General features: G+C 47.5%; 14 protein-coding genes. 11 read left to right on the forward strand and 3 right to left on the reverse strand.

Features of this window, described 5'->3' with window-relative positions:
* The first annotated feature begins 17 nt into the window (after positions 1–17).
* The 11 genes from ACOQOZ_RS17280 (at position 18) to ACOQOZ_RS17330 (ending at position 12,965) form a co-directional block, all read left to right on the forward strand.
* Complete coding sequence (locus ACOQOZ_RS17280) at positions 18–1,304, forward strand: HD-GYP domain-containing protein (RefSeq protein WP_420589395.1); 1,287 nt, start codon at positions 18–20, stop codon at positions 1,302–1,304.
* A gap of 243 nt (positions 1,305–1,547) precedes the next feature.
* Positions 1,548–2,174, forward strand: a complete 627-nt coding sequence (gene betI / locus ACOQOZ_RS17285; protein ID WP_420589396.1) for a transcriptional regulator BetI — start codon at positions 1,548–1,550, stop codon at positions 2,172–2,174.
* A complete protein-coding gene (betB, locus tag ACOQOZ_RS17290; RefSeq protein WP_420589397.1) occupies positions 2,171–3,625 on the forward strand; it encodes a betaine-aldehyde dehydrogenase in 1,455 nt (484 codons plus the stop codon). The genes betI and betB overlap by 4 nt, the downstream gene beginning before the upstream one ends.
* Positions 3,626–3,637: 12 nt before the next feature.
* Positions 3,638–5,341, forward strand: a complete 1,704-nt coding sequence (betA, locus tag ACOQOZ_RS17295; protein WP_420589398.1) for a choline dehydrogenase — start codon at positions 3,638–3,640, stop codon at positions 5,339–5,341.
* A gap of 50 nt (positions 5,342–5,391) precedes the next feature.
* Positions 5,392–6,315, forward strand: a complete 924-nt coding sequence (locus ACOQOZ_RS17300) for a choline ABC transporter substrate-binding protein (protein WP_420589399.1) — start codon at positions 5,392–5,394, stop codon at positions 6,313–6,315.
* 125 nt (positions 6,316–6,440) lie between these two features.
* Positions 6,441–7,274: a choline ABC transporter permease subunit gene (gene choW / locus ACOQOZ_RS17305; RefSeq protein ID WP_420589400.1), complete on the forward strand. Its 834-nt coding sequence runs from the start codon at positions 6,441–6,443 to the stop codon at positions 7,272–7,274.
* Positions 7,271–8,437, forward strand: coding sequence for a choline ABC transporter ATP-binding protein (gene choV / locus ACOQOZ_RS17310; RefSeq protein ID WP_420589401.1), 1,167 nt, complete (start codon positions 7,271–7,273; stop codon positions 8,435–8,437). Before choW ends, choV begins: the two co-directional genes overlap by 4 nt.
* 46 nt (positions 8,438–8,483) lie before the next feature.
* Positions 8,484–9,668, forward strand: a complete 1,185-nt coding sequence (locus tag ACOQOZ_RS17315) for a porin (protein ID WP_420589402.1) — start codon at positions 8,484–8,486, stop codon at positions 9,666–9,668.
* A gap of 122 nt (positions 9,669–9,790) precedes the next feature.
* The gene (locus tag ACOQOZ_RS17320) at positions 9,791–10,288 is read left to right on the forward strand and encodes a MarR family winged helix-turn-helix transcriptional regulator (protein WP_068658390.1); all 498 of its coding nucleotides are present in this window, start codon (positions 9,791–9,793) and stop codon (positions 10,286–10,288) included.
* An 84-nt stretch (positions 10,289–10,372) separates the two neighbouring features.
* Complete coding sequence (locus ACOQOZ_RS17325; protein WP_420589403.1) at positions 10,373–11,056, forward strand: DsbA family oxidoreductase; 684 nt, start codon at positions 10,373–10,375, stop codon at positions 11,054–11,056.
* A 277-nt stretch (positions 11,057–11,333) separates the two neighbouring features.
* Positions 11,334–12,965, forward strand: a complete 1,632-nt coding sequence (locus ACOQOZ_RS17330) for a long-chain-fatty-acid--CoA ligase (protein ID WP_420589404.1) — start codon at positions 11,334–11,336, stop codon at positions 12,963–12,965.
* Between the two features lie 49 nt (positions 12,966–13,014).
* Here the strand turns inward: ACOQOZ_RS17330 and ACOQOZ_RS17335 are convergent, their stop codons facing one another.
* The 3 genes from ACOQOZ_RS17335 to ACOQOZ_RS17345 all read right to left on the reverse strand — a co-directional run bounded on the left by ACOQOZ_RS17335 (position 13,015) and on the right by ACOQOZ_RS17345 (position 15,792).
* Positions 13,015–13,953, reverse strand: coding sequence for a DMT family transporter (locus ACOQOZ_RS17335; RefSeq protein WP_420589405.1), 939 nt, complete (start codon positions 13,951–13,953; stop codon positions 13,015–13,017).
* A 253-nt stretch (positions 13,954–14,206) separates the two neighbouring features.
* Positions 14,207–14,902 carry a TetR/AcrR family transcriptional regulator gene (locus tag ACOQOZ_RS17340; RefSeq protein WP_420589406.1) on the reverse strand — a complete coding sequence of 232 codons (696 nt, stop codon included), beginning with the start codon at positions 14,900–14,902 and terminating at the stop codon, positions 14,207–14,209.
* 134 nt (positions 14,903–15,036) lie between these two features.
* Positions 15,037–15,792 carry a hypothetical protein gene (locus tag ACOQOZ_RS17345; RefSeq protein WP_420589407.1) on the reverse strand — a complete coding sequence of 252 codons (756 nt, stop codon included), beginning with the start codon at positions 15,790–15,792 and terminating at the stop codon, positions 15,037–15,039.
* Between the last annotated feature and the right edge of the window lie 52 nt (positions 15,793–15,844).

The following is a 15,844-nucleotide window of genomic DNA, read 5'->3' on the forward strand; positions in this document are numbered from 1 at the left end:
ATTGTGAAGGTATTAGATTGATAGGTTCCATTACAACCACGCGTAATGGTCGCAAGTTTCAGGTCAATAAAAGACACACGCGCAAGCGCCTGGATGTGTCGGAATTAACGATAGGGATGCACATCATTGAGCTGGACCGGCCATGGATTGAGTCTCCCTTTTTGTTTCAGGGGTTTGTTCTGCAAACTGCTGAAGACATTACGATGGTGCAGGATGCCTGTGAATTTGTATATGTCGATGTACTTGAAGAGGAATGGGTGAGCTATGAAGGTAATAAACCGGGCGAGCGCCGATTAAGTACTCAATACGTCGAAAAGCAGGATGTGGCACAACAACTGACTCAGGCGAACCGGACTTATCAGGCAACCAAACAACAAATTAAATATCTGTTAAACACCGCCTATCTCGGTCAGGCAATGAGCATGGATGGCGCAAAAATCGCGGTGAAAGACTGCGTCGACCGGGTCCTGCATAATCCTAACGCCATTCTCTGGCTGACTCGTTTAAAACATCAGGATGAATACACGGCAGAGCATTCGGTTAATGTTTGCCTGCTGTCGATTGCACTCGGACGGGAGATGGATCTCGCGCCATATGAGCTGGAAAATCTGGGTATCTGCGGTTTGATGCATGATATTGGCAAGATGAAGGTGCCGCCGGAAATTCTTAATAAGCCCTCCAGTCTGGATCCGGAAGAGTTCGAGGAAATGGCGCGTCATACCGTCTATGCCAGGCAGTTGTTGATGGGGCGTTCGGATATTTACCCGGGGGCGGTTGATGTCGCCTACAGTCACCACGAACGGCTTGATGGCAAAGGTTATCCTCGCGGTGTGGACTCAACCAAACTGTCTATGTTTACCCGCATTGTGACGGTGGCGGATGCTTATGATGCGATGACCAGTGACCGGTGTTATAAACAAGGTATGTCGTCGATCGATTCACTGAAAATTATCCACCGTAATATCGGTACACAGTTCGACGAAGAAATCGCCCGTAAATTTATTGCCATGATTGGGCTTTATCCACCCGGCTACCTGATCGAAATGACCAACGGTGAAGTGGGAATCATCCTGTCAGCCGACCCGGGTTACTCACTTAAGCCAAAAGCCATCATGGTGCTGGGTCCGGATAAAGAACCACAGCCGGAACGAATTATTAATCTGGCCAATGCTCCTCAGGATGCAAAAGGTGAGTTTTATAAACCGGCGGGTGTTTTCCGCAGTGGCTGCTTTGGTATTCACGTGAATGACTACATCAGCAAAGGCCTGCGTATCAAGGGCTTCGACTACGGTATTGACCGCTAAACCAGGACAGACGCTGATATTCACCAGTAACTGCCTTGGTAAATAGTGCTCCTGTAAATAGTGCCTCGAATTTGGGGCTATTCTCTTCTGTGTATCTAACTCGTTAGACCTCTAATCGTTTTTCATCGGCGTTTGTTGATACGGCTGCCTTTGTCAGCTTATTTCCGATCCGACTGAGCACTATGTTGATATTTAGAGTTCAATTGTTTAGTCTTGAATTTAAATGAATATTCAATCAAGCCTATGAGTCGTACTAAACCTCAGAGCCAAAGGCGTGACGAACTGATTGAAGCCACACTAAAATCGATAGAGCTGTATGGATTGTCGGGAACGACGATAAAAACCATCAGTGGTATCGCCAATATTTCTGTGGGGCTGATCAACCACCATTTTGGCAGTAAGCAGATTCTGATTGAGTCTGCCGTCCGACACCTGCTCGAGCAATTGCAGCAGGGCTTGTTGGAAAACATTGATCGTATTGAATTAATGGATTGTCCGCGACAGCAGGCGAAAAGCCGGTTGTATAAAATTGTGGAAACCAACTTTGCCAGTTTCCAGCAATCCTCTTCAGCAGCTTCTACATGGCTGTGTTTCTGGGCAGAAGCCGCTCATTCTCCTGAATTATCACGCTTGCAGCAGGTTAACAGCCGCCGTTTGCGCAGTAATTTATTGCACTCTTTCCGAAGTCTGATTGCTGACAAAACCGCGGCGGTTGAAGCCGCAGAAATGACCGCTGCTATGATTGATGGCTTCTGGTTACGCAGCACACTCGATCCGCAACCAGAACAATCTTTCGTTGGCGCAGAGCGTTACTGTAAATCTTTTATTGATCAGCTGATCGCTCAGCATGATCAGGAAACAACTGAATGACACTGAAAAACTTTATCCATGGCCAGTACCTGAGTAACCAGAGTGGCGAAACATTTGATGTTGTGAATCCGGCAACGTCCGAGGTTATCTACCAGGTGGAAATTGCTGATGACTATATTCAGCAACAAGCGATCGACAGTGCGAAACAAGGTTTTGCCGAATGGTCGAAAATGACGGGCATGGAACGTAGCCGTATTCTCAATAAAGCCGTTGCCTTGTTACGTGAGCGTAATGATGAACTGGCCAAGCTGGAAGTACTGGATACCGGTAAACCGTGGCAGGAAGCCAGCGTTGTTGACGTGGTTACCGGTGCCGATTCGATTGAATTTTTTGCCGGACTGGCGCCTTCGATTGAGGGTAATCAGCAAGACCTCGGTGGTGATTTTTATTACACCCGTCGTGAACCGTTAGGCATTTGTGCCGGTATTGGCGCCTGGAATTACCCGCTGCAAATAGCCTGTTGGAAATCTGCTCCGGCATTGGCGTGTGGTAATGCCATGATTTTTAAACCATCCGAAGAAACACCTATGGGTGCTGCCAAGCTGGCGGAAATTTTTATTGAAGCGGGTGTTCCGGCAGGCGTATTTAATGTCGTGCAGGGTGCGAGGGAAGTCGGTGAATGGCTGACCCACAGCCCGGATATTGAAAAAGTGTCTTTTACCGGCGAAGTAGGAACCGGTAAGCGTGTGATGGCGGCAGCGGCGAGTACGTTAAAAGAAGTGACGATGGAGCTGGGTGGTAAGTCACCACTGATCGTCTTTAACGATGCCGATCTCGACGATGCAGTCAGTGCTGCGATGCTCGGGAATTTTTACACCCAGGGCGAAATCTGCACCAATGGTACCCGGGTATTTCTGCAATCCGGTATCAAAGACGCGTTTTTACAGAAGCTGAAACAACGCACTGAAGGCAATATTGTTGCGGGTGACCCGCTTGATCCTGCGGTAAATCTGGGAGCACTGATTTCCGCCAAACACTATCAGCTGGTGCTCGATTATATTGAGAAAGGCAAGTCTGAAGGAGCCACTTTATTGTGTGGTGGCAATGCACTGAAGCCTGCTTCTGCTCCGGATGGTTTTTTTGTTGAACCAACCGTATTTGTCGATTGCAGCGATGATATGACCATCGTTAAAGAAGAAATCTTTGGCCCGGTGATGTCGGTTCTGGAGTTCGAATCCGAAGACGAAGTGATTCAGCGCGCCAACAATACCCATTACGGTTTGGCCGCAGGTGTGTTCAGTAATGATATTCGCCGCGCCCATCGGGTGATTCATCAGTTAGAAGCCGGTATTTGCTGGATTAATGCTTACGGTGCTTCACCAGCGGAAATGCCGGTGGGAGGCTACAAGCAATCGGGTATTGGGCGTGAAAACGGTTTAGCAACATTGAACCATTACACCCAGCTCAAAGCCGTGTATGTTGGTATGAATCCACTGGAAAGCCCGTTCTAAGGAAGACACTGCATGGAAAAGTACGATTTTATTATTGTCGGTGCGGGCTCCGCGGGCTGTGTTCTGGCCAATCGTTTATCTGAAAACCCACAACATTCGGTGTTGCTGATCGAAACCGGTGGCAGCGATAAAAGTATCTTTATTCAGATGCCGACGGCGTTATCGATTCCGATGAATACCGAAAAATATGCTTGGCAATATCACACTGTTGAAGAACCGTTTCTCGATCAGCGCGTCATGCACTGCCCACGAGGTAAAGTGTTGGGAGGCTCATCGTCGATTAATGGCATGGTGTATGTTCGTGGCCATGCGCGTGATTTTGACGAATGGCAACAGCACGGTGCCAAAGACTGGGATTACGCTCATTGTTTGCCGTATTTCAAAAAAGCCGATGACTGGGCGTTTGGGGAAAATGAGTATCGCGGTACTGATGGGCCTCTTGCAGTTAATAACGGCAATCAGATGAAAAACCCGCTGTATAAAGCTTTTATCGAAGCCGGGCAACAAGCTGGTTACGACTTTACTGAAGACTATAACGCCAGGCAGCAGGAAGGTTTTGGCGCTATGCATATGACGGTTAAAAACGGTGTACGCTGGTCGACGGCCAATGCCTATCTGCGCCCGGCGATGCAACGTAACAACCTGACTGTTATTACTCACGCTCAGGTGCAAAAAGTCATACTGGAGCAATCTGAGAGTGGACCAAAAGCGGTTGGGGTGGAATATAAGCGTAAAAACACTCTGGTGCAGGTCGGTGCAGAAAAAGAAGTGATTCTCAGCGCCGGTTCCATTGGCTCGCCGCATATTCTGCAACTGTCCGGTATTGGTGATGCGGACGTATTAAGTCAGGCCGGAGTCGAACTGCAGCACGAGTTACCAGGAGTTGGTAAAAATCTGCAAGATCACCTGGAGTTTTATTTCCAGTTTAAGTGTAAGCAGCCGGTGACCCTGAATGGCAAACTCGACTTATGGAATAAGTTTTTAATTGGTTCTCGCTGGTTTTTCACCAAAACGGGTTTGGGCTCGACCAACCACTTTGAATCCTGCGGTTTTATACGTTCTAAGGCCGGGGTCGAATGGCCCGATCTGCAATACCACTTTTTGCCAGCTGCGATGCGTTATGACGGCCAGGCTGCCTTTGATGGCCACGGGTTTCAGGTGCACATTGGCCATAACAAGCCTAAAAGTCGCGGGCATGTTCATATCCGCTCAGCTAATCCGGAAGACCATCCGGAAATTCTGTTTAATTATCTGCAGCACGAAGATGACATTGAAGGCTTCCGTGATTGCGTAAAACGCACTCGGGAAATCATTGGCCAGGCGGCTTTTGATGAATATCGCGATAGCGAAATTCAGCCCGGAGAGCAGGTACAAACTGACGAACAGATTGATGAGTTTGTGCGCGCAAATGTTGAAAGTGCGTATCACCCATCCTGTTCCTGTCGCATGGGCGAAGACGATTTGGCGGTGGTAAATTCAGAGACTCAGGTGCATGGCGTTGCCGGTTTACGGGTTGTCGATTCGTCGATTTTCCCAACCATTCCGAATGGTAATCTGAACTCACCAACCATTATGACCGCAGAGCGTGCTGCAGACCTGATCAAGGCGGCACATGATCCGGATTATTCTGTTCTGCCAGCCAGTACGGCAGAAATCGGGATGGACCCTGAATGGCAAACCAGACAGCGCTCCGGCAGTCCGCAGCGCCAGGTTTGATAATTTCACAATAACAACGACACAACATTAAAAATTAGGGAGAAGAAGGTATGAAACTTAAACATCTGGTGTGTTCTGCACTGTTAACTTTGCCTATGGCGGGCCAGGCGGCTCAATGTGACACCGTACGTTTTTCCGATGTTGGCTGGACCGACATCACTGCAACGACGGCAGTGGCGTCTGTTGTGCTGGAAAGCATTGGTTACAACACCAAAACTCAGGTGCTGTCGGTGCCGGTGACGTATAAGTCGCTGGAAAACAAAGATATTGACGTTTTTCTGGGTAACTGGATGCCAACCATGGAAGCGGATATTAAGCCTTACCGCGAACGTGGCACTGTTGAAACGTTGGTAACCAACCTGGAAGGCGCAAAATACACGCTGGCCGTGCCTAAGTATGTGTATGACGCGGGTGTTAAAAACTTTGCCGATATCGCCAAAAATGCCGATAAATTCGATAGCAAAATTTATGGTATTGAGCCGGGTAATGACGGTAACCGTCTGATTCAGGACATGATTGATCAGAACGCTTTTGGCCTGAAAGGCTTTGAAGTGGTTGAGTCCAGCGAAGCGGGCATGCTGTCGCAGGTTAAACGTAAAACCCGTCGTGATAAGTGGATTGTGTTCCTGGGCTGGGAGCCACATCCGATGAACGCTAATTTCGAACTGGCTTACCTGGAAGGTGGTGATGACTTCTTCGGCCCTAACCTGGGTGGTGCTGTTGTTGCGACAAACGTTCGTAAAGGCTACGCAAGCGAATGTCCGAATGTTGGTAAATTCCTGAAAAACCTGACCTTCACGCTGCAGGCTGAAAACGAAATTATGGCAGCCATTCTGGATGAAGGTAAAAAGCCGGAAGCAGCCGCTAAAGCCTGGATCAAACAAAATCCGGAAGCGCTGAATCGCTGGTTAGAAGGTGTGAAAACCAAAGACGGTGCTGATGCACTGAAATCAGCTGTTGCTCTGACCAACTGATCGTTAGCGATTAAAACAGCAGCGCCGATTAATAATCGGCGCATTTATTAATTTTGTTTTGCCGTGAATATTTCCGGCAAAACAAAATACAACTGATAGACCGTTCAATCATTACAGGCGTTTGCGTGGAAGATTATAAAATCCCTCTTGGGGACTATACCGAAGTATTTTTTGACTGGCTGGTGGATAACGCCTCCGGTTTTTTTGATGTTATCTCCGATTCGCTGGAATGGTTGATTGATCTGCTGACCTCCGGGTTACTGTGGCTTCATCCGGCTGCGTTTATTACTTTAATTGCCGCAACAGCGTTCTGGCTCCACCGTTCGATACCGCTGGTGGTTTTTGCGGTCATTTCTTTATTGTTGATCTGGAACCTGGGCTATTGGCAGGAAACCATGGAGACTCTATCTCTGGTGCTGTATGCCACAATATTTTGTATGTTAATCGGATTACCCATTGGTATTTATGCCGCGCATCATCCGTGGTTATTTAGTGCACTGCGACCGGTACTGGATTTAATGCAAACCGTACCTACCTTTGTTTATCTGATTCCAACCCTGACATTATTTGGTCTGGGTGTTGTTCCGGGGCTGATTTCCACCATCATTTTTGCCATTGCCGCCCCAATTCGCCTGACCTATCTTGGTATTTCTGAAGTGCCAAAAGAATTAATTGAAGCTGGCCAATCGTTTGGCGCGACCAAGGCTCAGCTACTGTTCCGTATCGAATTGCCCGCAGCAGCCAGCAACATCGCCGCCGGTATTACTCAATGTATTATGTTGTCTCTGTCTATGGTTGTGATCGCCGCACTGGTTGGTGCTGATGGTCTGGGGAAACCGGTTGTTCGTGCGTTAAATACCGTTGATATTGCCAGTGGTTTTGAAGCTGGCTTGTCGATTGTACTGCTGGCGATTTTGTTGGACCGCCTGTTTAAACAGAAAGAGCAGGTGGCAGCATGATTGAGATTAAAAACCTGGATGTGATTTTTGGTGATAAGCCTGAAGCAGCACTGGCGTTGTTGGATCAGGGTGGTGACCGCGAACAGATTCTGGAAAAAACGGGACAGGTTCTTGGTGTCAAAAACGCTTCCCTAAAAGTAGAGCGCGGAGAAATCTGTGTCTTGATGGGATTATCTGGTTCCGGTAAATCCAGTTTATTACGCTGTGTGAATGGCCTGAATCCGATTTCCCGTGGTGAAGTGAATATTGAATACCAGGGACAGATGATTAACTTCGCAACTGCTGAAGCTGAGACTCAGCGTGAATTGCGAATGAAAACGATCTCGATGGTGTTTCAGAAATTTGCTCTGATGCCATGGCTGACCGTCGCTGAAAACGTTGCTATGCCACTGGAAATTCAGGGACTAAGCAAACAAGAAATACAGTCACGGGTTAAAGATCAGCTGGAAATTGTAGGCTTATCTGACTGGGCTGATCATAAACCCGGACAATTATCCGGTGGGATGCAGCAGCGTGTTGGTCTGGCGCGGGCACTGGCGACAGAGTCTGATATCCTGTTAATGGATGAACCTTTCTCTGCCTTGGATCCATTAATCCGCAGCCAGCTACAAGATGAATTATTACAGCTGCAGGCTAAACTGAATAAGACCATTTTATTCGTATCTCACGATCTCGATGAAGCCCTGAAGATAGGCAATCATATTGCGATTATGAAAGACGGTGAAATCGTGCAGCACAGTAATCCTCAGGATATTGTGATGAATCCGGCTAATGATTATGTACGGGATTTTGTTGCCCATACCAATCCGATGAATGTTTTATTAGCAAAAGATCTGATGAAACCTTTATCTGAGCTGGAACAGTGTGAAAATGGTTTGCGTCTGAGTAAGCGTCATGATTATTGGTTAAGTACCGATAAGCAGGCGACAATCTATCGCGATCAGCGTTGTGAATTGCAACGTTGGAGTGCTGAACAAGAGATTGCGTCGCTGAAAAATGCTGGCACTATAGTAGCTGCAAATACTCCAATGCGAGATGTATTGGAAATTCGATACGATACAGATCACTCTGTATTTATCGAAGAGAATAATAAAATCGTCGGGTTTATAGGCGATAAGGAATTATATCACTCGCTACTGGGCAAGATGCTCATCAACGATTGATATTAAAAAGGTGTGGAAACGCCTGATAATTAACCGGAGGAAGACCATGTTAAAGAAAAGTACATTAGCGATTGCCGTATCATCTGCTGTATTCGCAAGCAGCGTTTACGCTGAGCCAACACTGGACCTGTATGGCCGTGTTGATCTGGGCCTGGAATATTATTCAGACTCTGAAAACCTGGGTGGCGCTGATATTTTTGCTGGCCTGGAAGCCCCTAAAGCAAACACTGATGAGAAGGGTTTTAGCCTGAGTGACGGTAATAACTCTCGTCTGGGTGTTAAAGGTGAAGCACAATTACCAAACGGCCTGACAACTGCTTACCAATATGAACTGGGTACACGTATTCTGGATGGTAACGCTAACCCATTTGTTCGTTACGGTTGGTTAAGCATTTCTAATGGCCAGCACACTCTGACGGCTGGTACTCAGGATAACTACCTGCTGATGTACGGTGGCTTAAATGCCCAGTACAGTGAAGTACATGGTTATGGCGCCTACTATTATGCGACTGAAGTAATGCCAGGTTCCATGGCTCAGACCTTCCGTACCGATAGCACACTGGCTTATACCTTTGGTGGTGGTGCATTTAGTGGCGACACCTTTACTGCCACTGTTGCATTACATATCAACGAAGATACTCGTACAACCGAAGCTCCAGAACCTGCAAATAAAAATGCTCCTACCTTGGCTGAGCTTGCAGCAAAGGCTAACTTTGAAGCAGCTGACCTGAATAAATCAGGTATCACAGGTGTAACGGTTGGTGTTGAGTCTAACCTGGATAAATTAGCGCTGACTGCCGCTTACCAACAATCAGTTGTTAGCGAATCAGATGCCGCTAAAAAAGCAAATATCGATGTTCCATCTCCTTCTGTGGCCAGCGTTGGTGCTCGTTACGATATCTCTGATGTAGCTAACGTAGGTTTTAACTACTACATTGCTGATCGTGACACTAAAGGCGATAGCGGTCGTGATATGTGGGTACTGGGTGGTGACTACCAGTTAAGCGAAAATCTGAATCTGCACGCTGGTTTTGGCGCGGGCTCCGATGATGCGGACACTCAGCGTCAAATGGATGCAAACGTATTCGCTCAGCTGACTTACACTCTGTCTGACAGCAATCAGATTCGCTTTGAGTTCGAACAAGCGTCTCTGAGCAAGAAAGATGATGCTGGTAAGAAAGTCGAAGGTGACGCACAGGTGTTCCTGATTTCTCTGCGTCAGGACTTCTAAGACAGATTTATCTGTATAAAGAAGTCATCAAAATCCCCGCAATTGCGGGGATTTTTGTTTTATCCCTGGCCAATCGTTTATTATCTGCCTTTTACAGCATTCACTGAAATCCGGGAATTTGAATGGAAAGATACGATCAGGTATTGGTTGCGTTACGACGCATTATTCGTGCAACCGATCTGCATTCGAAAAAGCTGAGTAAAACCTCCGGTCTTACTTCACCGCAGTTACTGGTGTTGCAAACATTGCGTGACAACAGCGATCTGACGGTTGGCGAAGTAGCGCGTCAGGTGTCGTTGTCTCAGGCAACTGTGACCACCATTGTTGATCGCCTGGAGCGTGGCGAATACGTTTACCGCGAGCGCAGCAAAACCGATAAGCGTAAAGTGCATGTGTATCTGACTGACAAGGCATTCGGTACTCTTGTGGCCGCGCCTAAGCCGTTACAGGACGACTTTATTCGTCAGTACCAGGATCTGCACGATTGGGAGCAAACCATGATTCTGTCGTCGCTGGAGCGTGTTGCTTATATGATGGATGCCCAGCATATTGATGCTGCTCCGGTTCTGGATATCGGCGCCCTCGACCGTGTTGATTCGGCGAATAAACCCCAGACCTGAACCGGGTTCCCAGAACACATAATCCCATCTGTTGTACTTTTGCCTGTGTCATACTTTCAGTTCATCTGAAACCGCAGGCAAAACATGAGTACTCCTATTCAAATCGATATTATTTCCGACGTTATGTGTCCCTGGTGTGCCATTGGTTACGCCAGCCTTAACAAAGCCCTGCAATCTCTGCCTGAAGTCAGTGCCCGCATCCAATGGCACCCATTTGAGTTGAATCCTCAGATGGCGGATGAAGGTCAGAATCTGCGTGAGCACTTGGCGGAAAAATATGGCAGTACCTCAGAGCAGAGCCAGGAGATTCGTGAGCGTATTACCAGTATGGGCGCCGATCTCGGGTTTGAATTTAACTTCAGCGATGAGCAGAGAATTTTTAATACGTTTGATGCCCATCAGTTGCTGTCGTGGGCGGGGGAGCTGAGTCAGAATCCGGATTGGCCGGATGATCTGCAAACTCAGTTAAAACTGGCGTTATTTACTGCTTACTTCAGAGACGGACGTGATGTCAGTGACCGCCAACAGTTACTGGAAATCGCTGCAGAAGTTGGGCTTGATCAACAACAAAGCAACGACATTCTGCAGCAACAACACTTTGTCAACGAAGTTCGGGCAGAGCAGCAGCAATGGCAGCAAATGGGCATTCAGTCGGTACCGGCTGTGGTGCTGAATAACAAATATCTGGTGAGTGGTGGCCAGCCGGTGGATGTTTTTATTGAAGCTTTACGAAAAGTTGTTAGTGAAAATGATGCCCCGATGGCGTAAATAGTCGTTATCGCTATCACACCTTGGATGGATAGATTGCCGAATAAATCTCACTAATGACAGCAATCTTTCCTCCTTATCACAGCTATCGCTCATTAATGTAAGAATCCGTGAGCACATTCCTCATTCTCCCTCTTGTCTGTTTAAAAAAGCATCAATCAGTGTCCAGCTATGCTGACAAAACGTAACCAAGCAACTGCTTGTTTTTTTCTGTTTGGGCTTTTAGTGTAGAAATCCTGATAAAAATAAAGATAAAAACTTCCGACAGGAGAATCTTATGTTAGGCCAGATCATGGATCGTCCTCTGCTGATTTCCAGCCTACTGGAACACGCAGAAACCACTCACGGCTGTAGCGAAATTGTCAGCCGTCGTTGTGAAGGTGATATTCATCGTTACACCATGCGTGATGCGGCCAAACGGGCCCGCAAAATTGCAAACCTGCTCGGCCGTTTAGGCATTAACCAAGGTGACCGGATTGGTACGCTGGCCTGGAATAACTACCGCCACTATGAGCTGTATTACGGTATTTCCGGCACCGGTGCGGTACTGCATACAATTAACCCAAGATTGTTTGCTGAGCAGCTGGTTTACATTATTAATCATGCGGAAGATCGCTGGATTTTTGTGGATCTGACGTTTGTGCCGCTGCTGGAAGCGATTAAAGATCAGATCAGCGCTGTCGAAGGCTTTATTGTGATGTGTGACGAGAGTCATATGCCAGAAACCAGCCTCAACAATGCACATTGTTACGAGACCATGATTGCCGCCGAATCCGACGAATATGAATGGCCGGAGTTTGATGAGCGCAGTGCCTGCTCAATGTGTTACACCTCCGGTACCACCGGTAATCCGAAAGGCGTGGTGTACAGCCACCGCTCCACCGTGATTCACGCACTGTCATCGATTGGTGAAGAAGTCATGGGTCTGGCATCAACTTCCTGTTTCCTGCCGGTTGTGCCTATGTTCCATGTTAACGCCTGGGGCACGCCATATTCAGCGGCGATCACCGGTGCTAAACAGGTATTCCCGGGCCCGGGGATGGATGGTGCGTCGTTATGGGAATTAATCGAAGCTGAGGAACCGGATTTATTATTGGGTGTTCCAACGGTCTGGCTGATGCTGCTTAATCATATGGACAGCATTGGTAAGAAACTCGACTCGGTGGAGAATGTTATTGTTGGTGGTTCGGCTGCACCAATTTCAATGATTCGCGCGTTCCAGGAAAAACACGACGCCTTCCTGATTCATGCCTGGGGCATGACGGAAATGAGCCCGATTGGCACATTAAACTCGCGCAATAAACACATGGAAAATATGCCGCTGGAAGAACGCTACCAGCTGCAGGCCAAACAAGGGCGCCCGATTTTTGGTGTCGAAATGAAGATCATCGACGACAACAATAATGAACTGCCACGTGACGGTGTTGCTTACGGTCGATTGATGGTTCGTGGCCCGTGGATCATTAACGGTTATTACAAAAACGAAGCCGCCGACAATTTTGTTGATGGCTGGTTTGATACCGGTGATGTGGCAACCATCGACGATAAAAACTATCTGACCATAGTTGACCGCTCGAAGGACGTGATTAAATCCGGTGGCGAATGGATCAGTTCGATCGATCTGGAGAATGTTGCAGTAGGCCATCCGGAATTAGCTGAATGCTGTGTTATTGGTGTACGCCACGCTAAGTGGGATGAACGACCAATTCTGTTGGTGATCCGTAACGAAGGTTCGTCAATTGATGAGCAGGGCGTGCTGGATTATCTGGAAGATAAAATCGTTAAATGGTGGACACCTGATGCCGTGGTATTTGTTGATGAATTACCACACACCGCAACCGGTAAGTTGCACAAAGTGCCGCTGCGTCAGAAATATGAGAATTACCTGCTTGAGTTAGAAGGTGCATAACGCCTTTTTGAACCAAAAAATACCGGCTTTTATCGCCGGTATTTTTTTATCAACTTAATTTCCGGATACCAATAATTACCAGCAGCATTCCGAATAAACCGCTGATGCTCAGGTTTTCCCCCAGGAAGATAATCGCCATGATACTGGTGGCGACAGGCCCTAAGGTCCCTGTCATACTGGCCTTTTGTGGGCCGATACGTTTAATCGCTTCGCTGGTCATAAAAGATGGCAACACTGTCGCAAACATTGACAGCACTGCCAGATAAAACCACACCTCTGTACCGTAGCTTTGTAGTTGTACGCCACTGACGACAAACTGATGAACACTGATTGCTAATGATGCAGAGGCCATCGCAATACTGGTGAACAATAAACTACCAAGTGTGCTGATGCTTTTTTTGCTGAATAAAATATAAAAAGCAAAAGATAAAGCACTGGCGAGAATCAGTAACACACCCCATTGATGCGTATCGGCTGAGATGCCGGAAACTGATAAATCATCGGCATACATAAGTAATAAACCACCGTAAGTCAGCAGCAAAGGGAAAATCAATTTCGCTTTAAATGTCTGCTGGAAAAACAGTGCGCCAAGTATCACCACAAAGGACGGATACGCATACAGAATTACCCGCTCAAACTGAGCGCTGATGTATTGCAGCCCCTGTAAGTCGAGATAAGACGCCAGGTAATAGCCGAGCAAGCCAATCATTGCTGCTTTAAACAGCTGAGAATTAGCCGGTTTTTGTGGCAGTTTCTTCCAGGCATAAATACCAACAACCAGATAGATTGGCAGCGCCATCAGCATACGAATCCACATTAGCGGCAGTGGCTCAATACCCAGTTGGTACAGGTATTTAATCAGAATCGGTTTGGTGGAAAATAACAGCGCTGCAATCACGGCGATGATCAGGCCATTTCGCTGAAAGCTGCCGTCAGTATGAATCGAATTATGTGGCTGGCTATGGGTTGTTGATGAAGCGCTGGCCATGGTTTTCTCCTTTTCCCTGGGAGTTAAAAAATGGCTGCGAATTCAGGATAGCTGGCTACGTAAATCCGCAGCCAGTATGGGTTCGTTATTATTGATTAACCCGGGCTGCACACACAGACTTCCACCATAGCTTCAGGCTAAGTGTCAGTGTGGATGATGTACGCACCAGAGTTTGCATAATAAAAAACAGAAATTTGGGAGTTGATATGGCCACAGAGTAACCCTGTGGCCATTGGGATACAAGTCGTCGCGTTTACTCAGCGATGACTTCAGCTTCCGCTTCGTTATCATCTGATTCAGGCTGGAATGGCTGAATTTCAGGTTTGCTCAGGCCGAGGCGGGTGAAAATCATATCAATCAGAAAATCGGTAATCTGATCAATGTCATCCGGCTCGTATTGGCGTTTATTCAGTACTTCCAGTACCTGGGTTTCGAAGTCAGCGTAGTGCTGAGTGGTCGCCCAGATCATAAAAATCAGGTGGGTTGGATCGATCGCCCGGATTTTGCCCTGATCAATCCAGCTTTGGATAACAGCTGAGCGTTCTTTAACCCAGGCACGCATGTTCTGGCTCAGATGCTCACGCAGGTGAGGAGCGCCCTGGATAATTTCCATGGCGAAGATTTTAGATGCGTTGGGATGGGTGTAAGACAGCTGAACTTTGGAGCGGATAAAGCGGCTCAATACATCGGCAGGATCACTGTCCGGTGTAATGTCGGCTAACACTTCATTCCAGACCTGCATGATGTTTTCAAGCAGCGCCCGGTACAGATTCGCTTTGTTTTTAAAGTAATAGTGGATGTTTGCTTTAGGAACACCGGCGCGGTCAGCAATGGACTGCATGCTGGTGCCTTTAAAACCGTGCAGTACGAACTCCTGTTCGGCTGCGGCAAGAATATTCTCGTTGTTACGTTCGCGGATTTTACCCGGCTTGTACTTCTGTTTAGTCATTCCTGTTTCCCGCCCTAAGGCGTAGTGGCAGACACAAAGGTCGGACCAGTTTAACACACACTCTACATAGGGAGACAAAAAAGGGGCGCTGAATGCGCCCCTTTGTTACATATTTATCATCACTAAATTAGCGATTACAGATGTACTTTCAGCAGCAGGCTAACAGCGTTTTGGTCGCGCTTGCTGTCTTCAACGCCTTTCTGACCGAACTTGTTATTCCAGTAGCTGTATTCAACACCCACTTTTACTTTGTTCTTTACGCCTAAGGCTGGGCCCAGGTTGTAAGTTAACTGTGGAGTAAAGTTCATCTCGGAATCGTGCTTACTGGTACCGGTTGAGTAGTCCAGGAAACCATCGATGTTGAAGTTACCCGCGTGCCAGCCGTAAGTCAGAGTGATCTGGTGATCATCATCATTGCTGCTGAAGGTGTTGTTACGCTGAGCGTAGTAGTAAGTAACGCTTGCGAAGTCCATGCCTGGGATCGCTAAATCAGCGCCGATACCATACAGGTAGTTGTCCTGGCTGAATGCGTTAGCGCCACCTTTTGCTGAGGTACCAAATTCGTAGGTGAATGCAGCATTGATGTTCTTAACAATGCTGTCCTCGAAAGAAGTCAGAGTGAACTTAGGAGATACTTCACCGTAAGTTTCGCGGAACTCGTCTTCACCCACATGACGGTCAACGAAGAAGAATACACCACCCCAGCTATGACCAGATACGTGCTCCAGAGTCAGAGTTGTTAACTCGTTATCTGTGCTGGTGTTGTCAGGGGTCATTGTGTACTGGTTGCCGTACAGAGCAGAAAAACTGTTGTCTGCCCAGAATTGCTCAGCAGAAACGCCAGCTGAAGCCGCAGCGATAACAGCAGCAGTTAATAATTGCTTTTTCATGATTTCTCTCTCCAGAGGTTTTGTTGCCCGGCCGGGATTCACCGCAGCCGGA

The sequence above is a fragment of the Bacterioplanoides sp. genome, assembly GCF_965219715.1.
In the GTDB taxonomy this organism is placed as follows: Bacteria; Pseudomonadota; Gammaproteobacteria; order Pseudomonadales; family Oceanobacteraceae; genus Bacterioplanoides.